Genomic DNA, 24,294 nt, shown 5'->3' with positions numbered 1-24,294 from the left:
CGCTGGCGCCCTCAGGCGTCCAGCTTCACGCCCGCAACCTTGACCACCTTGGCCCAGCGCGCTTCCTCGGTCTGGTAGAAGCGGCTGGTTTCCGCTGGCGTCATGGTCACCACTTCCGCACCCTGTCCGGCGAGCTGCGCGCGGATATCGGGCGAGCGGATGATGCGGACCAGCTCGGCATTGACGCGCGCCACGATGGCGTCGGGCATGCCGGCCGGCGCCATCACGCCTTGCCAGGTGCCCGATTCGAAGCCAGGCACGCCCTGTTCGGCGATGGTCGGCGTCTGGCCCACCAGCGGCATGCGCGTGCGCTTGGACACCGCGATCAGCTTGAGCTTGCCGGCTTGCACCTGCGGCAGCGTGGCCAGCATGCCATTCATCAGTACCTGTGCCGTGCCGCCGACGGTATCGGCAATCGCCTGCGAACCGCCCTTGTAGGGCACGTACTGCCACTTCGCGCCGGTTGCCTGGGCCACCGCCACGCCGGCCAGGTGCGGTGCGCTGCCGATGGCCGTGACGGCGAAGTTCAGTTGCGTCTTTTGGGACAGCTCGACCAGCTCCTTCAGGCTGGACACCTTGACTGACGGATGCACGACCAACAGGTGCGGCGAGTAGGCGAGCATCGCCACGCCCTTCAGGTCCTTGGCCGGATTGAAGGTGAGCTTCGTATAGACGGACGGGCTGATGGCCAGCGCGCCCACGTCGCACAGCAGCAGCGTGTGGTTGTCCGGGCCGGCCTGCGCGGCCATGGCCGCGCCGATATTGCCGTTCGCGCCGGGGCGGTTGTCGACCACGATGGGCTGGCCGAGGGCCTCGCCGAGCTGCTTGCTGATCATGCGCGCGATGATGTCCGACGAGCCGCCGGCGGGATAGGGCACGATCAGCCGGATCGGGCGGTTGGGCCACGCATCGGCTGCGCGGGCGAGGCGCGGCAACGCCACGGATGCACCTCCCAGGGCGCCCAGCGCGGCCAGGCTGGATGCCTGCTGCAGGAAAATGCGACGAGAGGTCATACAATGTCTCCGGGAATCGCCTAATTATCAGTCGTCATACAACATGGGTTGCATAGTAGACGGCTTTGCGCGATTTCGACACCGGGAAAATACCAAGGTTACGGGCCGGAAACACAACAGCGCGCCGTGGCGCGCTGTTGTCTGATGACCTAATGCAGGTGGCGGACTTCCTAGGGTCCGCCGGTCATAGCTTACTGCTTCGCCTTCTTCGCGTATTCCCAGCCCATCTCCGCCATCGGGCGCGCACGCTTGCCGGCGTCGAGTGCCTGGGCCGAGGACGCGGTGCCGTCGACCACGCGCTTCATGATGCCCTGCAGGATACCGGCGATGCGGAACATGCTGAAGGCGAGGTAGAAGTTCCAGTCGCCGGTAATGGGGCGGCCGGTGCGCTGCTCGTACAGACGGCGATAGGTCGCCTCGTCGGGGATGCCCAGCGCGGCATGGTCCAGGCCCGCGATGCCGCGGAACTGGCCCGGCGCGATATGCCAGCTCATGCAGTGGTAGCCGAAGTCGGCCATCGGGTGACCCAGCGTCGACAGTTCCCAGTCGAGCACGGCCAGTACGCGCGGCTCGGTCGGGTGGAACATCAGGTTGTCGAGACGGTAGTCGCCGTGGACGATGCAGGTGAGGTCGGCGTCTTCCTGCGGGATATGCTGCGGCAGCCAGTCCATCAGCGCATCCATGGCCGGGATGGATTCGGTCTCAGACAGCTTGTACTGCTTGCTCCAGCGTTCGATCTGGCGCTGGAAGTAGTTGCCGGGCTTGCCGTAGTCGCCCAGGCCGATGGCCTGGTAGTCGACGCTGTGCATGGCGGCGATGACGCGGTTCATCTCGTCGTAGATGGCGGCGCGTTCGGCCGGGGTCATGTCCGGCAGCGACTGGTCCCACAGCACGCGGCCGCTGACGAATTCCATGATGTAGAAGGCGCGGCCGATCACCGATTCGTCCTCGCACAGCGCATACATCTTCGCCACCGGCACGTCGGTGCCGGCCAGCGCGGCCATCACGCGGTATTCGCGCTCGATCGCGTGGGCCGACGGCAGCAGCTTGCTCTTGGGGCCGGGCTTGGCGCGCATCACGTAGGTCTGGCCCGGGGTGACCAGCTTGAAGGTCGGGTTGGACTGGCCGCCCTTGAACTGTTCCACGCTCAGCGGGCCGGCAAAGCCTTCCACATGCTGGCGCATCCAGGCTTCCAGCGCGGCGATATCGAAACGCTGCTGGTCCGCCACGGGGCGCGTGCCTTCGAAATGCGATACGTTGCTGCTCATGCTGTCTCCGGTGATTTTCTGACGGTATCGGGTGTGAAGATCGGTGTGCGAGCCGGGGCGGTTCAGGAAGAGGGCTGCCGTCCGCGCAGGTACTGGTGCAGCAGGACTTCCATCGTGGTGTGCCGCGTGCCGCTGTGCACCGGCGTGGGCGGCGAGTAGTTGGTCATGCGCACGACCCAGTCGAGCGGATCGTCGCCCATGTCCAGCACATTGATGCAACCCGCGGTCTGCAGCAGCGAGCCGAAGAATACGCGCCGGCCGCAGGTGATGGCCTGGGACAGGATGGCGCGATTGGTCGCGCCATGCAGGACCAGCAGCACCGTATCCCAGTCCGGCCGATCGCGCAGGCGTTGCAGGGCCGGCAGGACTCGGTCCAGGAACTCGCCTACGGTCTCCCCGTTCAGGAAGCGCTTGTGCTCGGGCACTTCCCCTTCGAAGGCGCCGACGAAGGCGTCGCGCAGATCCTCGGTCGCAATGGCCGAGAGGTCGCCGCCGCGGATTTCGCGGAGTTCCGGCCAGATCTCGGGCACTACGCCCTGCATCGCCGGCAGTTCGGCCAGCACGCGCTGCGCAGTTTCCACGGTGCGCGGCAGGCCGCTGACGATGACACGGTCGAAGCGGATATTCTCGGCCGCGAAGGCGCGCCCGGCGGCGGTGGCCTGCATGCGGCCGGTCTCGTTGAGCGGCACCATGTCGGGCAGCGCCGGGCGGCCGCCTTCATCGAAGTATGAGACGGCGCCATGGCGCATCAGGTAGATGCGGCGGCGCGAGGAAAGCGGCAATTCCATGCATGTCTCCCAATGTCGGGCAGGCCCGTCTTGCGCGGGCTGGCTGCAGCGGCGCCGCGAAGCGCCGCGGTTTTCAGGGCTGCGTTCAGCGGTAGCGCGGCTTGCGCTTTTCCAGGAAGGCGCTGATGCCTTCGCCGCCGTCCGGGTGGTGCAGGGCGGCCACGAAATTATCGCGCTCGGCCGCCAGGTGTTCGGTCAGCGAGGCCGTGGCCGCATGGTTGATCAGGCCCTTGATGCGGCCGACCGCGTGCGGCGACTGCTCGGCCAGTCCCTCGGCCAGGCGCAGCGCTTCGGTCAGCGCCTGGCCCGGCGGCACCACGCGGTTGACCAGGCCGAACTGCGAGAGCCTGGCGGCATCGACCGGCTTGCCCTCCATCATCAGTTCGCTGGCCAGCGCACGCGGCAGCGCGCGCGCCAGTTCGTACGAGCCGCCGCCGTCGGGCGTCAGGCCCACCTTGACGTAGGCCATGACGAATTTGGCGTCGCTCGCCGCCACGACGAAGTCGCAGGCCAGCACCACCGAGAAGCCCGCGCCGGCCGCCGCGCCTTCGACCGCCGCAATGACCGGCTTCGGAAACGCGTGCAGCGTCTCGATCCAGTGGTTCAGCGTCTCGATGCTTTCCGCCTGCACCGCGGGCGGCTTCGAACGGTTGCCGAGCAACCGGTTCAGGTTGCCGCCGGCGCAGAAGATGCCGTCGGCGCCGGTGATGATGACGGCGCGCAGGGAATCATCGTTGGCGGCCGCGTTCAGCGCCTCGAACGAGGCGGCGTAGATGTCCGGATGCAGCGCGTTGCGCGCTTCCGGGTTCGAGATGGTCAGCACCAGCGTCGAATCGACGCGGGACGAAAGCAATTGTGCGGTCATGAGCGGCCTCGGGCGTTGCGGGGGCAGGGGAGCCGAGGCTCCTCAGTTCTCTTCGGTCAGCAGCGACAGGCGCAGGCCGGCGCGGCGCCATAGCCACGGGCTCGGGCGGTAGCGCATGTCGCCAGTCAGGGCTTCCATATTGCGCAGCGTCTCCAGCACCAGTTGCGGACCGACAGCGTCGCCCAGCGCCAGCGGGCCTTTCGGATAGCCGAGGCCCAGGTTCACGGCCAGGTCGATGTCCGCGGGCGAGGCAATGCGCTGCTGCGCGATATCGCTGGCGATGTTGATGATGCAGCAGAGCACGCGCTGGGCCACGAAGCCGGCCGAGTCGCGGATCACTGTGACTGGCACGCCGTCGCTCGCGAACAGGCCGTGCGCGGCGTCACGCGCGGCGGCGCCGGTGGCGGGCGTGGTCATCAGCGTGCGGCGCTTGGTGGCCTCGAACGGCAGCAGGGTGTCGATGGCCACCGTGCGCGAGGCGTCCAGACCTTGCTGGAGCGCGGTGGTGGTGGCGTCCAGGCCCAGCGGCGTGACGACGATCAGCGCCTCGGCCGACGGCTGGTCGCCGCTTTCGGGCGTAACGCCGAGCGCGCCGAGCAGCTTCGTCACCATGGCGTGGCCGCGTTCGCTGGCGCGGCTGACCCACACGCTGGCCGGACGTGCCGGCGGGACCGCGGCGATTGCCGGGACCTGCTTCTGGCCATCGACATAGCGGTAGAAGCCGGCGCCGGCCTTGCGGCCGACCAGGCCGCCGACCGAGCGGATCGCCGTGATCGGCGACGGGCGGTAGCGCGGCTCCTGGTAGAACTGGTTGTAGATCGACTCCATCACCGGATGCGATACATCGAGCCCGGTCAGGTCCATCAGCTCGAACGGCCCCATGCGGAAGCCGGCCTGCTCGCGCATGATGTTGTCGATGTCGGCGAACTCCGCCACGCCTTCCTGCGCGACCTTGATGCCTTCGATGTTCATGCCGCGGCCGGCATGGTTGACGATGAAGCCGGGCATGTCCTTGCAGCGCACCGGCGTGTGGCCCATGCGGCGCGACAGCGCCATCAGCGCATCGCCCACGGCCGGGTTGCCGGACAGGCCGTCGATCACCTCGACCACCTTCATCAGCGGCACCGGGTTGAAGAAGTGGTAGCCAACGATGCGGCCCGGCTCCTTCGCGCCGACGGCGATCGCGGTGATCGACAGCGACGAGGTGTTCGAGGCGATGATCGCGTCAGGACGCAGCACGGCTTCCAGCCTGGCCACGAGATCACGCTTCACCTCGAGCTTCTCGACGATGGCTTCCACCACCATATCGCAGGCGGCCAGCTCCTCAAGGGCGCCGCATGGCTTCACGCGGGCCAGCGTGGCCTCGGCGGCCGCCGCCGTGATCTTGCCTTTTTCGGCCAGCTTGCCGAGCGTATCCTGCAGGTACTTGCGCGCCGCTTCCACGGCTTGCGGGCTGGCGTCGTACAGGTTGACGGTCAGGCCAGCCTGCGCGGCGATCTGGGCGATGCCGCGGCCCATGGCGCCGGTCCCCACGATGCCAAGCGTCTCGATGGTGAAAGTGCTCATATTGCGTCCCTGAAGTTGTGGTTAAATTAGCACGATCGTACGTTTTATGCATCTTTCCGGAAATGGCCGGAAGGCAGGCGGCGTGCGCTGATCGGCCAGTCCGGCGGCACCAGAAGACCGGGATGGTCCACAATCGCTGCGGGCTTGCGCCCGCAAGCGTGGATTCCAACAGGAGAGGGACGACATGCTGAAACTGTGCGGATTTGCCGCCAGCAACTACTACAACAAGGTCAAGCTGGCACTGCTGGAAAAGAATGTGCCGTTCGAGGAGGTACTGGCGTGGATCGGCGAGACTGACCCGGCAGCGACGCCAGCGGGCAAGGTGCCCTACATGATCACCGAATCGGGCTCGCTGTGCGAGTCGGAGGTGATCAACGAATATCTGGAAGCCGCCTATCCGCAGACGCCGCTGCTGCCGCGCGATCCGCTGCAGGCCGGCAAGGTGCGCGAGATCATCACTTTCCTGGAGCTGTACCTGGAACTGACCGCGCGCGAGCTGTATCCGGAAGCGTTCTTTGGCGGCAAGGTCAGCGATAACGTGAAGGAGCGCCAGATGAAGCTGCTGACGCGCTACATCCCGGCGTTTGCCAGGCTGGCGAAGTTTTCGCCCTATATCGCGGGCGATACCTTCACGCTGGCCGATTGCGCCGCCGCGGTCCACCTGCCGCTGGTGTCCTCGTGCACCAAGATCATCTACGGCAAGGACCTGCTGGCTGACCTGCCGGTCAAGGACTACCTGAAGACGCTGTCGGAGCGCCCCTCGGTGCAGAAGGTCAATGCCGACCGCAAGGCGAACACCGAGCTGATGCTGAGCCGGAACAAGTAAGCGCGGGCCCCTTCGCGCCAAGCGAAACGCCCGCGGCATGCCGCGGGCGTTTCCGTGTCTGCGATCTCGATCCTAGAGCTTCGCCAGCCGCTCCAGTGCGAGCGCCAGCGTCTCTTCCTTCTTGGCGAAGCAGAAGCGCACCACGCCGGATTCGCGTGGCTGCGAATAGAAGGCCGAAACCGGGATCGCCGCCACGCCGATCTCGCGCGTCAGCCACATGGAAAAGTCCGCTTCGCTCAGGTCGGAGATCGCGGAATAGTCCACGCACTGGAAATACGTGCCTTCGGACGGCAGCAGCTTGAAGCGCGTGTTGGCCAGCCCGGCGCGGAAGTAGTCGCGCTTGGCCTGGTAGAAGGCCGGCAGCTCCACGTACGGTGCGGGATCAGCCATATAGTCGGCAAGGCCATGCTGCACCGGCGTATTCACGGTGAACACATTGAACTGGTGCACCTTGCGGAATTCCGCCGACAGCGCCGCCGGCGCGGCCACGTAGCCAACCTTCCAGCCGGTCACGTGGTACGTCTTGCCGAAGCTCGAAATCACAAAGCTGCGCCGCGCCAGTTCCGGATGGCGCGAGACCGAGGCGTGCGGCTGGCCGTCGTAGACCATGTGTTCGTAGACCTCGTCCGACAGCAGCAGGATATCGGTGCCGGCCAGCAGCTGCGCGAGCTTGTCCATGTCGGCGGCGCGCCAGATCGTTCCGGTCGGGTTGTGCGGCGTGTTGATGAGGATCATCCGCGTGCGCGGCGTGATGGCCGCGGCCAGGCGGTCGAAAGGCACGCGGAACTCTGGTGCTTCCAGCGTGACCGGCACGGCGGTCGCGCCGGCCAGTTCGATCGCTGGCAGGTAGCTGTCATAGCACGGCTCCAGCACGATGACCTCGTCGCCGGGATGCACCGCGCACAGGATCGCGGTGAGGATGCCTTGCGTGGCGCCGGCCGTGACGGTGATCTCGCTTTCCCAGCTATAGCGGTGGCCGTACAGCGTGGCGATCTTGTCGGCGATCGCCTGGCGCAGGCGCGGTACGCCGGCCATCGGCGGGTACTGGTTGTGGCCGGCGCGCATGGCGTGGGTCACGGCGTCGACGATGCGCGGGTCGCAATCGAAATCCGGGAAACCCTGTCCGAGGTTGACGGCGTTCTTCTCGGCCGCCAGCGCCGACATCACGGTGAAGATCGTGGTGCCGACCGAGGGCAGGCGCGACAGGGGCGGAGTCAGCGGGGCGAGGGTGGAGTCTGCGGACATTGGCTGCGACGTTGGAGTGGGATGGCGGAAAAAGGCTTGCCGGAGCTGCGGCAGCAGCAATTCTAAAGCGATTCGGTGCGCTCAGGCTGCGCTGGGCAGCGCTGCCAGCCATTGGCCGAACACCGGCGGCGTCATCACTTCCACGCCGCTGGAGCGGCGCAGGCGGCTCCTGAGCTTGAGCACGGCCTTGTCCTTCGACACCAGGCAGGCGGCCTGCGAGAAGTGCGCGAGTTCGATGAATTTCTGGTCGTCGGTGTCCTTGCAGCGCGGCAGCCGGATGGCGTCGGCGTCATCCCGGGCGGGCAGCGGCTCGAGCGTGCTGAAGCGGTCCACGATCGCCAGCGCCGCGTCGATATCGACGGCAAAGCGCGCGAATTGCGGGTAGGCCAGCACGCGGCGCAGTTCTTCGCGGCAGTCGGCGCGGATCACCGGGGCAATCGTGCCGGCCTCGAGTGCGGCGCGGATCGGCGAGGCGTGCGGGTCGTCGAAGACCAGCAGGTCGACCCAGATATTGGAGTCCAGTACCACGCGCGGCGCAGTACCGGCGGCGGATGTGATGTCGGCGGGGCAGGATGCGGAAGTGTCGCCGGAAGTCGGGTTGGTCATTCGCTACAATCTTGGCTTTGTGTTTCCCGCAATTTTGCCATGCTGATCGTCCTGTCTCCCGCCAAGTCCCTGGACTACGAGACGCCCGCGCGCATCAAGACCCATACGCTGCCGCGTTTCATCGACCGCTCGGCCATGCTGATCGAGCGCCTGCGCAAGCTCGCGCCGCAGGATGTCGGCGCGCTGATGGACATTTCCGACAAGCTTGCGGTGCTCAATGTCACGCGTTACGCGGACTGGTCGGAGACATTTTCCGCCGCCAACAGCAAGCAGGCGGTGCTGGCCTTCAACGGCGACGTCTACGACGGCTTCGATGCGAAGAGCCTGTCGGCCGATGACCTGGGCTTCGCGCAGAAGCATGTGCGCATCCTGTCGGGCCTGTACGGCGTGCTGCGCCCGCTGGACTGGATGCAGCCCTACCGCCTCGAGATGGGCACGCGCCTCGATACGGCCGCGGGCAAGGACCTCTACGCGTTCTGGGGCGACGATGTCACGCAGATGCTCAACGGCGACATGGCCGGGCTCAAGCACGAGGGCGCGCCCACGCTGGTCAACCTGGCATCGGAAGAGTATTTCAAGGTGGTGCGCCCCAAGGTGCTGAATGCGCGCATCATCACGCCGGTGTTCGAGGACTGGAAGGGCGGCCGCTACAAGATCATTTCCTTCCACGCCAAGCGCGCACGCGGCACCATGGCCCGCTATGCGGTCACGCATCGCGTCACGGAACCGGCCGCGCTCAAGCGCTTTGCCGAGGACGGCTATGCGTTCGATGCCGCCGCGTCGGACGACGGCCGCTGGATTTTCCGCCGCCGCCTCGAAGACTGAATCCCTCTACGGAACTGCCCGCCATGACCTCAGGCCTGCACATCTCGACCCACTTTGATTCCGGCGCGATCGAAGTCGAAGCGCTCGACCATGCCGACGACATCCGCCTGCGCATCCGCGCCGATTCGCACGCGGACCTCCGGCAGTGGTTCCACTTCCGCCTGCAGGGCGCAGCGGGGCAGGCGTGCCGGCTGCAGTTCCTCAACGCCGGCGACTGTACCTATCCGGACGGCTGGCGTGACTACCGCGCGGTGGCATCCTACGACCGCGCCAACTGGTTCCGCGTGCCGACGCGCTACGACGGCCAGGTGCTGACCGTCGAATTCACGCCCGAGCACGACAGCGTATGGCTGGCGTACTTCGAGCCCTATCCGGAAGAGCGCCACCTGTCGCTGCTGGCAACGTGCCAGCGCTCGCCGCTGGCGAAGCTGTCGCACCTTGGCAGCACGGTCGATGGCCGCGATCTGACCCGCGTCACCGTGGGCCAGCCGGGTCCCGGCAAGAAGACCATCTGGATGATCGCGCGCCAGCATCCGGGCGAAAGCATGGCCGAATGGTTCTGCGAAGGCGTGCTGCAGCGCCTGACGGGCACCGGAATGTGGGCGCACGATCCGATTGCGCGTCGCTTGCTCGATCAAGCCGTGTTTCATCTCGTGCCGAACATGAACCCGGACGGCTCGGCGCGCGGCAACCTGCGCACCAATGCCGCGGGCGCCAACCTGAACCGCGAATGGATGACGCCGAGCCCGGACACGAGCCCCGAGGTCTGGCATGTGCGCCGTGCGATCGAGGCCACCGGCTGCGACCTGTTCTTCGACATCCACGGCGACGAGGGCCTGCCCTACAACTTCGTCGCCGGCAGCGAGATGCTGCCGAGCTTCACCGAGAAGCAGCGCGACGAGCAGGCGCGTTTCATCGAGGCCTTCAAGCGCGTCACGCCCGATTTCCAGGACGTGCACGGCTATGCGGCCAGCAAGTACAACGCAGACGCGCTCAAGCTCGCGTCGAAGTACATCGGCCACACCTTCGGCTGCCTGTCGCTGACGCTGGAAATGCCGTTCAAGGACAATGCCGACCTGCCTGATGCCATGGTGGGCTGGAACGGCGCGCGCAGCGCGCTGCTGGGTACTGCGATGCTGGAGGCGATCCTCGATTTTCTGAGCTGAGACCGTGCTGCAGTGAGCGACAAAGGCCCGCCGGCATGGCGGCCCTTTTGCATGGGCTTGCCGCAGTCGGTTACTGCTTTTTCTTGCTTGTGCTCTTGGTGGACGACTTGGACGAAGAGGTCGCCTTCGCCGAAGACTTGCCCGACGAAGTGCTCTTTGCCGAAGCCGTTGACGAGCCCTTGGACTTGCTGCCCTTTGCGCCCTTGCGGCTCTTGCCGGACGAAGCATGGCTGGAAGTCGGCACCGCCGGCGCAGCCGCGGGTTCCGAGAGGGTGGCGCCGCTGCTGTCCAGCAGTTCATAGGCCAGCATCATGCCGTCGTCGTAGCCGCAACGGACCCTGACCTGCTGCCATGGTTCTTCGCCGCGGCGCTTGTGGGCCAGCGCGGAGAATGTCACCACGGAGTTGACCGGCACGGCCTGCTTGCCCTGCGAGAAGCGGCCGCTCCACGGTTCCACCGTGGCCTGGCCGCTGGCGAGCGCGCCAGTGGGGATCTTGAGCGCATCGTAGGCGGCCGAGCGCGGCACGACCCAGCTGGCGTGGGCAGCGCAGTCGGCGACGTCGCTGGTGGCGCTCTCGGTCTTCATCAGCTCCTCGCGCATCTTCGCGCGGTATTCGGCAAGGCTGACGCGGCCGCGGTCGGGCAGGGTGATGGTCTTGGTCGGTTCGGTGGCGGGCGCTGCCGGGGCAACGGGCGCGGCAGCAGGGCGGGCGGGTGCGGCGGCAGCGGCCGCGGACTGGCCGGAGGCATCGGTGCCCTCAGCCGGCATGTTGGCGCAGCCCGCCAGCATCAACGCACCGGTGACTGCGGCAGCCAGCATGCTGACGCGGCTGCCGATCAGTTTGGAAATTCGTCGGATCACGGTGTCTGTCTTGCCATTCCGGCAAGCGTGGGTTCGCAAAGGATTGCCATGATAGAGGAAACCTATCTTGCAAAGTTCCTAAACTTTGTTACCCATTCTTGTTGCGCACCAATAATCGTGTCGCTTTATCAGAAAGCCAGTGTGTTGTGCAACCGAGATGAACCCGGATGCAGCGTGCTGCATCCGGGAATCTTGTGCCGCGGCTCAGCGCAGCGCGCGAGCGGGCATGGACCGCGTGAACTTCAGCAGGTCGTCGAGCATGGCGTTCAGGTTGTGCCGCAGCTTGGCAAAGCCGGCCGTGTGGGTCAGGCCTGTTTCGTCCATATAGAGCTTGCGGTTGATCTCGAGCTGCAGGCTGTGGCGGCCGGTCTGCGGCTGTCCCACCACGCGCACGATTTCCACGCCCTTGTACGGGTGGTTGCGCCAGACGTCATAGCCCATGTCCTTGAGCACGCCTTCGACACGGTCGGTGAAGCGCTTGTCGCAAGTGGTCCCGTCGCGGTCGCCGACGACGAAATCGGGGTGTTGAAGCCCCGGGAACTCGGTGGCGTATTGCGCTGCCTGGCTGGGCATCGAATGGCAGTTGATGTGCCAGGCTGCACCATGTTCGGAAACGGCATGATCGGCCAGCTTCTGCAGTTGCGCGTAGTACGGCAGGTAGTAGCGGTTGATGCGCGACTGCACTTCTTCCACGCTCAGCTTGCGGTCATAGATTGCTTCGCCGGTGTCGAGCACGCGCCAGACCAGGCCCTTGCCGAGACGGGTCTTGGCCGTTTCCTGCCTGGCGCCGGGCCACGGTGCGTCGAGCAGGGCTTCGTCGATCTCCTCGAGCGCGCGGTTGGCGTCGAGGTAGCTGCGCGGGAAGCCCGCGCACAGCAGCGGAATGCCGCGTGCCGGGGCGCCCGCGTAGAGCTCGTCGACGAAGGTGTCTTCGGCCTGCCGCAGCAGCGGCAGGGGCAGGCTGGCATCCGGGCGGAAGTCCGTGGGGTAGACGGTGGCGCTGTGCGGCGAGTCAAGGAACAGCGCGCTCACCGGGCCTTCCGGCTGGTACAGCTGGTACGGACTGTCCGCGCTCTTTCGGTCTGCTTCGGTCATGGTGCTGCGGCAATCAGTCGAGAGAGATCTTGGCCGCGGCGGCCACGCGCTTGTTCTTGGCCACTTCGCTCTTGATCTGCGCGGCAAACTGCGCAGGCGAGTTGCCCACCGGCGTGGCGCCCAGCTTTTCCAGTTTAGCCTTCACCTCGGGCAATGCCAGCACCTTGATGGCGGCCGCGTTCAGCTTGCTCTGCAGCTCGGCCGGCAGGTTCGCCGGGGCGATCAGGCCGAACCATGCGGCGTCGTTGACCTCAGGCAGGCCCAGCTCGGCGAAGGTCGGCACATTGGGCAGCGCAGCGACGCGCTTGGGCGCGGCCACGGCCAGCGCGCGCAGCTTGCCGCTTTCGATGAACGGCAGCGACGACGGCAGGTTGTCGAACAGCACCTGGACCTGGCCGGCCAGCGCGTCGTTCAGCGCCGGGCCGACGCCCTTGTACGGCACGTGCAGCAGTTCGGTCTTGCTGCTCATCTTGAACAGTTCGCCCATCATGTGCGATACGCTGCCATTGCCGGCCGAGCCATAGGCCAGCTTGTTGGGTTGCGCGTGCGCCAGTGCGATGAACGACTTCATGTCGGTGGCTTTCACGGACGGGTGGATGCTCATCAAGTTAGGCACGGATGCCAGATTCGTGATGGTCGTGAAATCCTTGGTCGCGTCATAGGACAGGCGCGGGTACACGGCCGGATTGATGCCATGCGTCGAGGCCGTGGCGATGCCAAGCGTGTAGCCGTCCGGCGCGGCCTTGGCCAGGTAGGCGGTGCCGATGCTGCCGCCCGCACCGCCTCTGTTGTCCACCACCACGGCCTGGCCGAGCTGCTGGCCCAGCTTGTCGGCGACGATGCGCGCCACGATATCGGTCGTACCGCCCGCCGGGAATGGCACTACCAGCGTGATCGGCTTGGTCGGGTAGTTGGTCTGGGCTGCGGCGGGCAGCGTGGCGCCGGCGGCAAAGGCGGCCGAGGCCGCGACGAGAACGCGGAAGACTTGTCGACGTTGCATGGTTTGTGCGAGACGGGAATTAAGCGGAGGGAGAAAAGCGGTTTCCCCGATTCTGCTCGCGCCAGCAATGTGGCGGCAAACGAAATAAAATCGCACGGTCATTCCATTTGGTCGTGAAGTTGAGGTGATGTATGCGGCGCATGATGCCGTCGATGACCGAATTGCAGGCGTTTGAGGCGGCTGCCCGTCACAACAGTTTTACGGCTGCCGCCCGGGACCGGCATGTGACGCAGGGGGCGGTCAGCAAGCAGGTGCGTAGCCTGGAATCGCTGCTCGGCGTGGAATTGTTTGAGCGGGTGCGTCAGCGGCTGGAGCTGACCCCGGCGGGGGCGCGCTACCTGGAACGCATCCGGCCGACGCTGGATGAAATCGAAGCCGCCACGGTGGGGGCCGCGGGCCGCGAGCAGCAGGCTGGAGTCCTCCATATCGCGAGCATGCCCACGCTCGGCGCCAAGTGGCTGATCCCGCGGCTGCCCCAATTCTTTGCACGTCACCCGCAGGTGAAGCTGGAGTTCATCCCGCACGCACAGGGCTACGTATTTGCCGAGCCCGAGCTGGACGCGGCCATCCGCTTCGGCGTAGGCGTGTGGCCGGGCAGCGTGGCGGACTACATGATTGGCCGCGAAATCGTGCCTGTGTGCCGGCCCGGCTTGCTTGGCGGACCTGCGCACGGCCCGCTGGGATCGCCAGAGGAATTGCTGCGGTTTCCGCTGTTGCACCACACGACGGTGCCGGAGGCCTGGCCGGACTGGTTTGCGGAACTTGGCGTGCCCACGCGCGAGGCATGGGCCGGAGCGCGCTTCGACCAGTTCTCGCTGCTCACGCAGGCGGCACTGTCGGGGCTTGGCATTGCGCTGATTCCACGCTGCCTGATCGAGGAAGAGCTGGCCAACGGCGGGCTCGTGGTTGCGCATCCGGCGCGCGTGCTCAGCAACAAGGGCTATTACCTGTGCTATCCCGAGCACAAGCAGCATCTGCCAGCGCTGCAGACCTTTCGCGCATGGCTGATGGAGGGCACCGATACGCGCGCCTGACTTTGTTGCCGCGCGGCCGCAACAGACAGGGTTTGCCGCCATACTCGCGTACCGGACCGGTCGCTGACACTCCCCGGGCACAACGGGAGGCGTCCAGGGCGCAGACCACGCTGCTGTTCTCCGCACCGAAGACGGTGGCGGACATCCTGATCGCTCACCAGTCCGGGCACGGTCCGCTGCCTTGCCCATGGTGTTGTCCTGGTGTTCATCAGCAAGCTGGAGGCGTTCGGCAAGCGCGATTTTGGCGGCCTGCGCGTGCACCATGACCGCAACCGGCACCGCGCTCCCGACTACGTGGAAGTCGCGATGATCGGCAACGGCGGCCGGATCATCAGTTGAAAGGAGAATAGTCGCCGGCGGTCACTTCACGCAGCAGTTCCAGCAACTTGAGTGCCGGTCCTGGCAGGATGCCCTGCCGGCGCTTGTACACCGACAGCCGTCGCGGCGCATTGGCGCCCGGTATCGGCAGTGGCCGCATCAGCCCTGCCCGTTGCTCCGCGTCATACATTGGCTCTGCCATCCAGCACAGGAAGCCGGCGTGCATGACCAGGCTCTTCAGCGCGATGATCGAGCGCGTTTCGGCCACGATGTCGGGCGTGGCCAGGCCGGCGCTGGCGAACAGCCGCTGCACAAGAACCGCACCCCGATGGTGATCACCGCCGGCCAGCAGGCGCGCTCGATCCTTCCCTACGAGCCGTTCCTGTTCTCGGCCCAGGCCACCGAGCTGCCCAAGCCCTAAGTGGAGCCGCGAGCCCGCGCGCGCCGAAGACGTGCCGCAGGCGATTGCACGTGGCTACTACATCGCCATGCAGCCGCCGCGCGGGCCGGTGCTGATCTCCGTGCCGGCCGATGACTGGGCCCGGCCGTGCGAGCCGGTGCTGCCGCGCACGGTCAGTACCGAGAGCCGCGTGCAGCCGGACCTGCTTGCACAGATCGGCGAGGCCCTCGATGCCAGCCGCCGGCCGGCGTTCGTAGTGGGTGCGGCCGTGGATCGCGACGGTGCCTGGGACGATGTGGTCCGGCTGGCGGAACGGCACCAGGCGGCGGTGTGGGTCGCGCCGATGTCCGGGCGCTGCGGCTTTCCGGAAGACCATCCGCTGTTCGCCGGCTTTCTGCCGGCAATGCGCGAGAAGATCGTCGACCTGCTGGCGGGGCATGACCTGGTGTTCGCCGTGGGGGCGGCAGTGTTCACCTATCACGTGGAAGGCTCGGGCCCCCATGCGCCGCGAGGAGCCCAGGTGGTGCAGCTGATCGACGATCCGAATATCGCCGCATGGGCGCCGGCGGGCACGGCCGCGGTCGGCAGTATCCGCCAGGGCGTGGTCGACCTGCTGGCGCGCCCGGCGCCGCCGCGGCGTGAAGCGCCGCGTCTGCGCGTGCCGGCGCCGCGCGCCGAGCCCGGCGCGCCGATGAGCGTTGCCTACGTGCTGCAGACGCTGGCGGAACTGCGCGATCCCGACTCCATCGTGGTGGAGGAAGCGCCCAGTGCGCGCCCGGTGATGCATCGCCATCTTCCGATCCTGCGCAGCGAGACCTTCTATACGATGTGCAGCGGCGGCCTCGGCTACGGCCTGCCTGCCGCGGTGGGCGTTGCGCTTGGCAAGCCTGGCCGCAAGGTGATCGGCGTGGTCGGCGACGGCTCGAGCATGTATTCGATCCAGGCGCTGTGGAGTGCCGCGCAACTGGGATTGCCGATCACGTTCATCGTGCTCAACAACCGTCGCTATGCCGCCCTGCAGGAGTTCGCGCCGACCTTCGGCTTCGGCAGCGCCGATCCGCTGGTCGGGACGGCGCTGCCCGACCTGGATTTCGTGTCGATTGCACTCGGGCACGGCTGCAAAGCGGCACGGGTGAGCGATGCTGAAGAATTGCGCGAGACGCTGGCGGCTGCATTGCGGATGACCGTGCCCACCGTGGTGGAGGTTGACGTGGCATAAGCCGCGTCAGCGTCGGACGCCTCGCGAGAAGAAGGACAAGACATCATTTCCAGGAGACTACAGCATGCAAAGCATCACGATGCTGATCAACGGCGAGCGCGCGCAGGCCGCCAGCGGCGCCACCTTCAAGCGGCGCAATCCGCTTGACCACAGCGTGGCCACGCGCGCGCCGGCGGCCACGGCAGCCGACGCGCTGGCGGCAGCCGAAGCCGCTGGGCGAGCCTTTCCCGCATGGCGCGACACCGGTCCTGGCGAGCGGCGCGGGTTGCTGATGCGCGCCGCGCATTCGCTCGAAGCCAAGGCCGAGGCGATTACGGCCGCCATGGCGGTGGAGACCGGTGCCTCGGCGATTTGGGCTGGCTTCAATGTGCACCTTGCGGTCGGCATGCTCCAGGAAGCGGCCGCGCTGACGACGCGGATCAACGGCGAGGTGATTCCATCGGATGTGCCCGGCAGCCTGGCGATGGCGGTGCGGCAGGGCGCGGGCGTGGTGCTGGGCATCGCGCCGTGGAACGCGCCGGTGATCCTGGGCGTGCGTGCCGTGGCAACGGCGCTGGCGTGCGGCAATACCGTCATCCTGAAGGGCGCGGAAATCTGCCCGGCCACGCATGGCCTGATCATCGATGCGCTGGCGGAGGCGGGCTTCCCGGCGGGCGTCGTCAATTTCATCACCAATGCCCCGGCCGACGCGGCAACGGTGGTCGAAGCGATCATTGCCCACCCGGCGGTGCGGCGTGTCAACTTCACCGGCTCCACGCGCGTCGGCAGGCTGATCGCGCAGACCTGCGCGCAGTACCTGAAGCCGGCCGTGCTGGAGTTGGGCGGCAAGGCGCCGCTGGTGGTGCTCGACGATGCCGATCTCGATGCAGCCGTAGACGCCGCGATATTCGGCGCCTTCGCCAATTCAGGCCAGATCTGCATGTCGACGGAACGCATGATCGTCGATGACGCGGTTGCCGACGCCTTTGTGGAAAAGCTGGCGGCGCGCGCCGCCGCCCTGCCGCTGGCCGATCCGCGCGAGGGTCCGGCGGTGCTCGGGTCGGTGGTCGACATGACCACCGTGCAGCGCTGCAACGCGATGATCGACGACGCGCTGGCCAAGGGTGCGCGGCTCGCCTGCGGTAGCAAGGCCACCAGCACGCTGATGCCCGCGACGATCCTCGGTCATGTGACGCCGGCCATGGACATATACCGCGAGGAGTCGTTCGGCCCGGTCAAGGCCGTGGTGCGGGTGAGCGGGGTGGAGGCGGCCATTGCCTGTGCCAACGATTCGGAGTATGGGCTGTCCGCTGCGGTGTTCGGCCGGGACACGGCTCGCGCCATGCAAGTCGCGGGCCGCATCGACTCTGGCATCTGCCATGTCAACGGGCCTACCGTCCATGACGAGGCGCAAATGCCGTTTGGTGGCGTCAAGGCGAGCGGCTACGGCCGTTTCAGCGGCAAGGCGGGCATTGACGCATTTACCGAACTGCGCTGGATCACCGTGCAGACTACGCCGCGACCTATCCGTTCTGAGCCGCCAGCCGGCCGGAATGTACCAGAACCTGCACGGGCGGATCACCGTCCGGCATCCCCGAGACAAAGTCATGCCCTTTCCCTACCGTTTCGTGCGCCGCCTGAGCGTCGGCGCCTGCCTGCTGGCGGCGCTGGCCAGTGCTACCAGCGCGCAGACCTGGCCTGCCAAGCCGATCCGGCTCGTGGTCAATTTTCCGGCCGGCGGCGCGGCCGACACGCTCGCGCGCGGCGTTGCGCCAGCGCTGGGCGAGGCGCTGAAGCAGCCGGTCGTGATCGACAACCGGCCCGGTGCCAACGGCACGATCGGCGGCGACGCCGTGGCCAAGGCGCCGGCCGACGGCTATACCTTCCTGCTGACATCGGGCGGCGCGGTCACCATCGATCCGTTCCTGTACAAGAAGATGCCTTACGACCCGCAGAAGGACCTGGTGCCGGTGGCATCGGTGGCGCTGGTGCGCGTCTACCTGCTGGTGCACCCGTCAGTCCCGGCCACGACCCTGAACGAATTCATCGCCTACCTGCGCGCGCATCCGGGCAAGCTCAGCTACGGTTCCCCCGGCAATGGCAGTTCGCCCCATATCGCTGCGGAGATGTTCAGGCGCGCCGGCAAGCTCGATGTCCTGCACGTACCCTACAAGGGCGCGGCGCCGGCCCTGAATGACCTGCTGGCGGGGCAGGTGCAGTTCATGTTCGACCCCGGCCCCGGCCTGCAGCATGTTGCCAGTGGCAAGCTGCGCTTGCTGGCGGTGGCCAGCGCCAGGCGCGCGGCCCAGTACCCGGGAGTGCCCACCGTGGCCGAAGCCGGATTGGGCGGCGTGGACGGCGACACCACCTTCGGCGTTTATGCGCCGGCTGGCACGCCGCAGGCCATCGTCGAGCGCATGAACCGGGAAATCAACCGTGTCCTGGGCAGCGCGCAGTTGCAGGAGAACGTCAACCGTCTTGGCGGGACGGCGCAGCCCCTGAGCATCCAGGCATTTGCCGACCGGCAGAACGCCGACCGGAACCGCTATGGGGCGTTCATCCGGGCGGCGGGAATCACCTTGGACTGAGCGCAACCCGCGCGACCCTGATCGCCGCGATGCCGGGACTGGCTCGCACGCAAGGCATGGGGCATGACCAGGCCGATCAGCGGGGCCGGGTGGCGTACCCGCGGCCACGCCGGTAAAGCCTGGCCATTCACCGCCTCACTTCGACAACACCTTCATCGCCGCTTCCAGGCCCGCCAGCGTGACGGGATACATGCGTCCCTTCATCAGCTGGTTGATAACCGTGATCGACTGCCGGTACTGCCACAGGCCCTCCGGCTCCGGGTTGAGCCAGACGAAGTGCGGGAACTGCTCGGTCACGCGGTTCAGCCACACCGAGCCGGCTTCCGCATTGTTGTACTCGACCGAGCCACCGGGCTGCAGGATCTCGTACGGGCTCATGGTCGCGTCGCCGACGAAGATGATCTTGTAGTCGGGCGTGTACTTGTGCAGCAGGTCCCACGTGTTCAGCTTTTCAGCGTGGCGGCGGCGGTTGTTCTTCCACACATGGTCGTACAGGCAGTTGTGGAAGTAGTAGTACTCGAGGTGCTTGAACTCGGTCTTGGTGGCCGAGAACAGTTCCTCCACGCGCTTGATGTGATCGTCCATCGAGCCGCCCACATCCATCAGCATCAGCACCTTGACCTTGTTGTGGCGCTCGGGCCGCAGCTTGATGTCGAGCAGGCCGGCATTGGCCGCGGTGGAGTGGATGGTGTCGTCCAGGTCCAGCTCGGTGTCGGCGCCGTCGCGTGCGAAACGCCGCAGGCGGCGCAGTGCCACCTTGATGTTGCGCGTGCCGAGTTCGACCTGGTCGTCATAGTCCTTGTAGGTGCGCGCTTCCCACACCTTGATCGCGGTGCGGTTGCCCTTGGACGGTCCGCCGATGCGGATGCCCTCGGGGTTGTAGCCGCCGTGCCCGAACGGCGAGGTGCCGCCCGTGCCGATCCACTTGTTGCCGCCCTCATGCTTTTCCTTCTGCTCTTCGAGCAGTTGCTTCAGGCGTTCCATGAGCTTGTCGAGTCCGCCCATGGCCTCGATCTTGGCCTTTTCCTCGGCCGAGAGTTCGCGCTCGAGCGTCTTCTGCAGCCAGTCGAGTGGAATGTCGGACTTCCAGTCGACCAGGCTTTCCACGCCCTTGAAATACGCGCCGAAGGTCTGGTCGAACTTGTCGAAGTGCTTCTCGTCCTTGACCAGCGTCATGCGCGCCAGGTAGTAGAACTCGTCGATCGATGGCGTGATGACCTGGGCCTTGAGCGCTTCGAGCATGGTCAGGTACTCCTTGACCGAGACCGGCAGCTTGGCGTGGCGCAGCGAGAAGAAGAAATCGATCAGCATGGTGCCTCGCGATCAGTGGCAGCAGGCGGCGCGCCTCAGCGCGGCCGCTCGAGCTGGAATTGCAGGTGATTGCGCACCGCCGGCCATTCGCTGGCGATGATCGAGAACACCACGGTGTCGCGCAGCGAACCGTCCGGCATGCGCGTGTGGTTGCGCAGCACGCCGTCCTGTTTCGCGCCCAGGCGCGCGATGGCCGTGCGGCTCTGGTGGTTCATCCAGTGCGTGCGGAACTCCACGGCGATGCACTCGAGCTGTTCGAACGCATGGCGCAGCAGCATCAGCTTGCACTCGGTGTTCAGCGGCGTGCGCTGGACGCGCTGCGCATACCACGTGGAGCCGATCTCCACGCGCCGGTTGGCCGCGTCGATGTTCATGTACGTCGTCATGCCGGCGAGTTCGCCATTGGCGTCGCGCACCGCGAACGGCTGCATCGAGCCCTGCTCTTGCAGGCCAAGGCGACGCGCGATCTCGGCTTCCATGCGCTCGGGCGCGGGCACGCTGGTGTACCACAGCTTCCACAGGTCGCCGTCGGCAGCAGCAGCGCGCAGGCCTTGCGCGTGCTCGGCCCTGAGCGGCTCGAGCGTGGCGTGCCGGCCTGACAGCGTGACGGGTTGGATGAAGTCGCTCATCAGCGGTTCGCGCGGTTCATGAACACCAGGCGCTCGAACAGGTGCACGTCCTGCTCGTTCTTGAGCAGCGCGCCATGCAGCGGCGGGATCGCGGCCTTCTTGTCCGGGCTGCGCAGCGCCTCGGCCGGAATGTCCTCGGCCATCAGCAGCTTGAGCCAGTCGATCAGCTCCGACGTGGACGGCTTCTTCTTCAGGCCAGGCAGGTTGCGCATCTCATAGAACGATTCCAGCGCCGCGGCCACCAGCTCGCGCTTGATGCCGGGATAGTGGACGTCGACGATCTGCTGCATCGTCTCGGCATCCGGGAACTTGATGTAGTGGAAGAAGCAGCGGCGCAGGAAGGCGTCCGGCAGCTCCTTCTCGTTGTTCGAGGTGATGATCACCAGCGGACGATGCCTGGCCTTGACCAGTTCGCGCGTCTCGTAGACGTAGAACTCCATGCGGTCAAGTTCGCGCAGCAGGTCGTTCGGGAATTCGATATCGGCCTTGTCGATCTCGTCGATCAGCAGCACCACCTGTTGGCCGGCTTCGAAGGCCTGCCACAGCACGCCCTTGACAATGTAGTTGCGGATGTCGTGCACGCGGTCGTCGCCGAGCTGCGAGTCGCGCAGGCGCGATACGGCGTCGTACTCGTACAGGCCCTGCTGCGCCTTGGTGGTCGACTTGATGTGCCATTGCAGCAGCGGCATGCCCAGCGCGGCGGCCACTTCCTCGGCCAGCATGGTCTTGCCGGTGCCCGGCTCGCCCTTGATCAGCAGCGGACGTTGCAGCGTGCGCGCGGCATTGACGGCCAGCTTGAGGTCGTCGGTGGCGACATACTGGTCACTGCCCTCGAACTTGATCTGCTGGGCGGAGGAGGCTTGGGCGGAAGCGTTGGCGGTGTTGGACATGTGGCAACCTGAGGTGGACGGCCGGGATTCTGGCCGGATTAGGCCGGTTCGGCGTGTTTAGCGCAGTCTCTTCGCGCTGTCACGCGCGCTTTCATTATGGAAACCGGATCCGCCTGGCGATGCCATGGCGCCAGGGCACCGTTGTGGCAGATCCGCGAACGATCGTTCGGAATTCCTGGATCGGTCAGTATAAAAGACCTTTGCGGTTCGTGTTGGCGCCGGCTGACATTAGGGTTGCTCCCGGGGCCGCGGCTGGACTGCCAGGTGCCGCCTGCTGTACAATGCGGCGGTTTGACGCGCCCCCACGTCCAGTTCTCCAGTATCCGGCAGTCCGCGTTCAGAAGTCCCTGCGGTCCGTCCGGGTCGCGGTGATTGCGAGAGGTGGTTCCAGAATGGTGTTCCACATCCCGGCTGCCAGGCTTCCCGCAGAGAAGCATTCTGAGACCGTCTCCGCCCGGCAGGGCAGGTCACGCACGGTTTAACTTCCAATCCGCTAAGACAATGAAAAAGCTCCTCACGATGGTGGTGCTGGGCGCGGCTGCAACGGCAGCGCTGGCACAGGACGTCAAGGGCAATGGAGACGCTGCCAAGGACAAGGTTGCAATGTGCATCGGATGCCACGGCATTCCGGGCTACCGTGCGTCGTTCCCCGAAGTCTACGAAGTCCCGATGCTGGGCGGCCAGAGCGCCAAGTACATCGAGAACGCACTGAAGGGCTACCAGAAGGGCGATCGCAAGCACCCGACCATGCGCGGCATTGCCGCCACGCTGACCGACCAGGACATCGCCGACGTGGCGGCCTACTACTCGCAGCAGAAGGCCGGTTCGCAGAACAACACCTTGAAGTGAGAGACACCGCAACCATGAAGACGCTTCAGACGCTTTCGTTCGCGATTGGCGCACTCGTGCTGGGTGCCTCCGCAGCCACTGCCTCGGCAGCCGACCTCGCCGCCGGCAAGGCGCTGGTGGAGAAGGGCAATTGCGTGGCCTGCCACGGCCAGGGACTCAACGCTCCGATCTCGCCGGATTATCCCAAGCTGGCCGGCCAGCATGCCGACTACCTCTACCACGCGCTGCTGTCGTACCAGGTTTCAGGCGTGCCGCAAGTGGGCCGCTCCAACGCGATCATGGCTGGCCAGGTCAACGCCAACCCGGCCGTCACGGACAAGGCCGGCAAGCCGCGCCCGTTCACGCGCAAGGAACTGAAGGACATCGCCGCCTACATCGAGTCGCTGCCGGGCGACCTGGTGCTGAAGAAATAAGCAGCACGCCGGAGACTCGGCAATAAAAAAACCGCTTCGATATGAAGCGGTTTTTTATTGCCCGGCGCACGGGGCGGGGCCCCGCGTCCTGTGCTCAGTTGCCGCTGCCGCTTGCCAGGCGGCGGGCCTTGACGGCCTCGGCCAGCGTTTCGAGCACCTTGACCGAGTCATCCCAGCCGATGCAGGCATCGGTCACGGACTGGCCGTAGGTCAGGCTTTCCACCGGCGTGCCCTGGGCATGGTCCTGGCGGCCCGCCACCAGGTGCGACTCGACCATCACGCCCACGATGCGATCGTCGCCCGCGGCGAGCTGGCGGCCGATGTCCTCGCACACCGGGATCTGATTCTCATGCTTCTTGCTGCTGTTGGCGTGCGAGGCATCGATCATCAGGCGTGCGGCCAGGCCCGACTTGGCGATGGCGTCGCATGCTTCCTGCACGCTGGCCGCATCGTAGTTCGGCGTCTTGCCGCCGCGCAGGATGATGTGGCAGTCCTCGTTGCCCGAGGTCGACACGATCGCCGAGTGGCCGCCCTTGGTCACCGACAGGAAATGGTGCGGCTGCGACGCGGCCTTGATCGCGTCAACGGCGATCTTGACGTTGCCGTCGGTGCCGTTCTTGAAGCCGACCGGGCACGACAGTCCCGACGCGAGTTCGCGGTGCACTTGCGATTCCGTCGTGCGCGCGCCGATCGCGCCCCAGCTGACCAGGTCGGCGATGTACTGCGGGCTGATCATGTCCAGGTACTCGGTGCCGGTCGGCACGCCCATCTCGCTGATGTTCAGCAGCAGCTCGCGCGCGGTGCGCAGGCCGTCGTTGATCTTGAAGCTGCCGTCCATGTACGGGTCGTTGATCAGGCCCTTCCAGCCGACCGTGGTGCGCGGCTTCTCGAAATAGACCCGCATCACGACCTCCAGCTCATTGGCGAAGCGGTCGCGCTGCACCTTGAGCAGCTTGGCGTATTCGAGCGCGGCCTTCGTGTCGTGGATCGAGCAGGGGCCGATGATGACGATCAGGCGGTCATCCATGCCGTGCAGGATGCGGTGCATGGACTGGCGCGCGGCGTAGATCACGTCCGAAGCCTTTTCGGTGCAGGCGAACTCGCGGATCAGGTGCGCGGGCGGCAGCAGTTCCTTGAGTTCACGGATGCGCAGGTCGTCGGTGTTCTTCAGCATGATGGGTCCGGTCTTGTGAGGTCGAGGATGTTGTCTTGGTGAAGCAGGTATAAAAAAAGCCGCCAGTCTTGCTGGCGGCTTTTTCTTTTCGGTTCGGGGCGCTTACAGCCGTCCCTCCCTATCCGCCAGCGGTGTGGGTTCGCTAAAAAAGTAAAAGTAAAACTTAGCGGACATGGCGAAGAAGGGTTTGGCTGAGGTCAGCTTGTATTCGATTTCATTTCGAAGCGCGGCATTTATGCTGCGCTGCGTGACAGAAGGGCAGGAAATTGCGCGGGCACCGTCAAAAATTCGGTTTGCGACGATCACCTTTCCGACCGCGAAGCATCTTTATAGCGCCTTTTGCAGGGGTTGGCAAGTGCCGCGCC

General features: G+C 66.1%; 24 protein-coding genes and 2 pseudogenes. 10 read left to right on the top strand and 16 right to left on the bottom strand.

All coding sequences use genetic code 11. The features are described 5' to 3' along the window. Positions 1–11: 11 nt before the first annotated feature. The 5 genes from CupriaWKF_RS10925 to CupriaWKF_RS10905 all read right to left on the bottom strand — a co-directional run bounded on the left by CupriaWKF_RS10925 (position 12) and on the right by CupriaWKF_RS10905 (position 5,500). On the bottom strand, positions 12–1,013 hold the full coding sequence (locus CupriaWKF_RS10925) for a tripartite tricarboxylate transporter substrate binding protein (RefSeq protein WP_276097914.1): 1,002 nt from the start codon (positions 1,011–1,013) through the stop codon (positions 12–14). 191 nt (positions 1,014–1,204) lie between these two features. Then, on the bottom strand, positions 1,205–2,281 hold the full coding sequence (locus CupriaWKF_RS10920) for a phosphotransferase (RefSeq protein ID WP_276097913.1): 1,077 nt from the start codon (positions 2,279–2,281) through the stop codon (positions 1,205–1,207). A 62-nt stretch (positions 2,282–2,343) separates the two neighbouring features. Beyond that, a complete protein-coding gene (locus CupriaWKF_RS10915) occupies positions 2,344–3,069 on the bottom strand; it encodes a histidine phosphatase family protein (protein ID WP_276097912.1) in 726 nt (241 codons plus the stop codon). Between the two features lie 85 nt (positions 3,070–3,154). Then, positions 3,155–3,934: an enoyl-CoA hydratase gene (locus CupriaWKF_RS10910; RefSeq protein ID WP_276097911.1), complete on the bottom strand. Its 780-nt coding sequence runs from the start codon at positions 3,932–3,934 to the stop codon at positions 3,155–3,157. A gap of 42 nt (positions 3,935–3,976) precedes the next feature. Beyond that, on the bottom strand, positions 3,977–5,500 hold the full coding sequence (locus CupriaWKF_RS10905; RefSeq protein ID WP_276097910.1) for a 3-hydroxyacyl-CoA dehydrogenase: 1,524 nt from the start codon (positions 5,498–5,500) through the stop codon (positions 3,977–3,979). Between the two features lie 184 nt (positions 5,501–5,684). On the opposite strand from CupriaWKF_RS10905, the gene CupriaWKF_RS10900 reads away from it, so the two are divergent. After that, positions 5,685–6,326, top strand: a complete 642-nt coding sequence (locus CupriaWKF_RS10900; RefSeq protein ID WP_276097909.1) for a glutathione S-transferase — start codon at positions 5,685–5,687, stop codon at positions 6,324–6,326. 72 nt (positions 6,327–6,398) lie between these two features. Here CupriaWKF_RS10900 and CupriaWKF_RS10895 read toward each other — a convergent pair whose 3' ends face one another. After that, positions 6,399–7,571: a pyridoxal phosphate-dependent aminotransferase gene (locus tag CupriaWKF_RS10895; protein WP_276097908.1), complete on the bottom strand. Its 1,173-nt coding sequence runs from the start codon at positions 7,569–7,571 to the stop codon at positions 6,399–6,401. Between the two features lie 81 nt (positions 7,572–7,652). Next, on the bottom strand, positions 7,653–8,177 hold the full coding sequence (locus CupriaWKF_RS10890) for a putative toxin-antitoxin system toxin component, PIN family (RefSeq protein ID WP_276097907.1): 525 nt from the start codon (positions 8,175–8,177) through the stop codon (positions 7,653–7,655). Between the two features lie 39 nt (positions 8,178–8,216). Here CupriaWKF_RS10890 and yaaA point away from each other — a divergent pair, with 39 nt between their 5' ends. Then, on the top strand, positions 8,217–9,002 hold the full coding sequence (gene yaaA / locus CupriaWKF_RS10885; protein WP_276097906.1) for a peroxide stress protein YaaA: 786 nt from the start codon (positions 8,217–8,219) through the stop codon (positions 9,000–9,002). A 23-nt stretch (positions 9,003–9,025) separates the two neighbouring features. After that, positions 9,026–10,168, top strand: a complete 1,143-nt coding sequence (locus CupriaWKF_RS10880; protein WP_276097905.1) for a M14-type cytosolic carboxypeptidase — start codon at positions 9,026–9,028, stop codon at positions 10,166–10,168. A 70-nt stretch (positions 10,169–10,238) separates the two neighbouring features. On the opposite strand, the gene CupriaWKF_RS10875 is transcribed toward CupriaWKF_RS10880, so the two are convergent. The 3 genes from CupriaWKF_RS10875 to CupriaWKF_RS10865 all read right to left on the bottom strand — a co-directional run bounded on the left by CupriaWKF_RS10875 (position 10,239) and on the right by CupriaWKF_RS10865 (position 13,125). Next, entirely contained in the window at positions 10,239–10,988 is a 750-nt protein-coding gene (locus CupriaWKF_RS10875; RefSeq protein WP_276100762.1) for a hypothetical protein, read from the bottom strand. A 246-nt stretch (positions 10,989–11,234) separates the two neighbouring features. Continuing rightward, on the bottom strand, positions 11,235–12,125 hold the full coding sequence (locus tag CupriaWKF_RS10870; RefSeq protein ID WP_276097904.1) for an N-formylglutamate amidohydrolase: 891 nt from the start codon (positions 12,123–12,125) through the stop codon (positions 11,235–11,237). Between the two features lie 13 nt (positions 12,126–12,138). Next, positions 12,139–13,125, bottom strand: coding sequence for a tripartite tricarboxylate transporter substrate binding protein BugE (locus tag CupriaWKF_RS10865; RefSeq protein WP_276097903.1), 987 nt, complete (start codon positions 13,123–13,125; stop codon positions 12,139–12,141). Positions 13,126–13,256: 131 nt separating this feature from the next. Here CupriaWKF_RS10865 and CupriaWKF_RS10860 point away from each other — a divergent pair, with 131 nt between their 5' ends. Together CupriaWKF_RS10860 and CupriaWKF_RS10855 are read left to right on the top strand one after the other, a co-directional pair. Further along, positions 13,257–14,159, top strand: a complete 903-nt coding sequence (locus tag CupriaWKF_RS10860) for a LysR family transcriptional regulator (protein ID WP_276097902.1) — start codon at positions 13,257–13,259, stop codon at positions 14,157–14,159. 201 nt (positions 14,160–14,360) lie between these two features. Next, on the top strand, positions 14,361–14,498 hold the full coding sequence (locus CupriaWKF_RS10855) for a hypothetical protein (protein ID WP_276097901.1): 138 nt from the start codon (positions 14,361–14,363) through the stop codon (positions 14,496–14,498). On the opposite strand, the gene CupriaWKF_RS10850 is transcribed toward CupriaWKF_RS10855, so the two are convergent. Then, a complete protein-coding gene (locus CupriaWKF_RS10850; protein ID WP_276100760.1) occupies positions 14,491–14,781 on the bottom strand; it encodes a LysR substrate-binding domain-containing protein in 291 nt (96 codons plus the stop codon). The two genes, CupriaWKF_RS10855 and CupriaWKF_RS10850, sit on opposite strands and share 8 nt — an antisense overlap. Before the next feature lie 6 nt (positions 14,782–14,787). Here CupriaWKF_RS10850 and mdlC point away from each other — a divergent pair. The 3 genes and pseudogenes from mdlC to CupriaWKF_RS10835 all read left to right on the top strand — a co-directional run. Continuing rightward, positions 14,788–16,096: pseudogene (gene mdlC, locus CupriaWKF_RS10845) on the top strand (benzoylformate decarboxylase); the annotation flags it as partial. Between the two features lie 64 nt (positions 16,097–16,160). Next, positions 16,161–17,597: pseudogene (locus tag CupriaWKF_RS10840) on the top strand (aldehyde dehydrogenase); the annotation flags it as partial. Positions 17,598–17,682: 85 nt separating this feature from the next. Next, the gene (locus CupriaWKF_RS10835) at positions 17,683–18,663 is read left to right on the top strand and encodes a tripartite tricarboxylate transporter substrate binding protein (RefSeq protein WP_276097900.1); all 981 of its coding nucleotides are present in this window, start codon (positions 17,683–17,685) and stop codon (positions 18,661–18,663) included. A 135-nt stretch (positions 18,664–18,798) separates the two neighbouring features. On the opposite strand, the gene CupriaWKF_RS10830 is transcribed toward CupriaWKF_RS10835, so the two are convergent. The 3 genes from CupriaWKF_RS10830 to CupriaWKF_RS10820 are packed head-to-tail and all read right to left on the bottom strand — an operon-like array spanning position 18,799 to position 21,493. Beyond that, positions 18,799–19,974 (bottom strand): VWA domain-containing protein, encoded by a 1,176-nt coding sequence (locus tag CupriaWKF_RS10830; protein WP_276097899.1) that lies wholly within the window; start codon positions 19,972–19,974, stop codon positions 18,799–18,801. Positions 19,975–20,009: 35 nt separating this feature from the next. Continuing rightward, a complete protein-coding gene (locus tag CupriaWKF_RS10825; protein WP_276097898.1) occupies positions 20,010–20,603 on the bottom strand; it encodes a GNAT family protein in 594 nt (197 codons plus the stop codon). Then, positions 20,603–21,493, bottom strand: coding sequence for a MoxR family ATPase (locus CupriaWKF_RS10820; RefSeq protein WP_276097897.1), 891 nt, complete (start codon positions 21,491–21,493; stop codon positions 20,603–20,605). The genes CupriaWKF_RS10825 and CupriaWKF_RS10820 overlap by 1 nt, the downstream gene beginning before the upstream one ends. Positions 21,494–21,994: 501 nt before the next feature. Between CupriaWKF_RS10820 and CupriaWKF_RS10815 the strand changes: the two genes are divergently transcribed. After that, the gene (locus CupriaWKF_RS10815; protein ID WP_276097896.1) at positions 21,995–22,342 is read left to right on the top strand and encodes a cytochrome c; all 348 of its coding nucleotides are present in this window, start codon (positions 21,995–21,997) and stop codon (positions 22,340–22,342) included. Between the two features lie 14 nt (positions 22,343–22,356). Continuing rightward, on the top strand, positions 22,357–22,755 hold the full coding sequence (locus tag CupriaWKF_RS10810; protein ID WP_276097895.1) for a c-type cytochrome: 399 nt from the start codon (positions 22,357–22,359) through the stop codon (positions 22,753–22,755). A 94-nt stretch (positions 22,756–22,849) separates the two neighbouring features. On the opposite strand, the gene aroG is transcribed toward CupriaWKF_RS10810, so the two are convergent. Continuing rightward, positions 22,850–23,932, bottom strand: a complete 1,083-nt coding sequence (aroG, locus tag CupriaWKF_RS10805; RefSeq protein WP_276100758.1) for a 3-deoxy-7-phosphoheptulonate synthase AroG — start codon at positions 23,930–23,932, stop codon at positions 22,850–22,852. 99 nt (positions 23,933–24,031) lie between these two features. Continuing rightward, positions 24,032–24,235 carry a hypothetical protein gene (locus CupriaWKF_RS10800; RefSeq protein ID WP_276097894.1) on the bottom strand — a complete coding sequence of 68 codons (204 nt, stop codon included), beginning with the start codon at positions 24,233–24,235 and terminating at the stop codon, positions 24,032–24,034. Between the last annotated feature and the right edge of the window lie 59 nt (positions 24,236–24,294).

Origin of the sequence: Cupriavidus sp. WKF15 (assembly GCF_029278605.1) — a bacterium.
GTDB lineage: Bacteria > Pseudomonadota > Gammaproteobacteria > Burkholderiales > Burkholderiaceae > Cupriavidus.
Note: the sequence above shows the minus strand (reverse complement) of the source record. Positions and strands in the feature narration are given on the sequence as shown.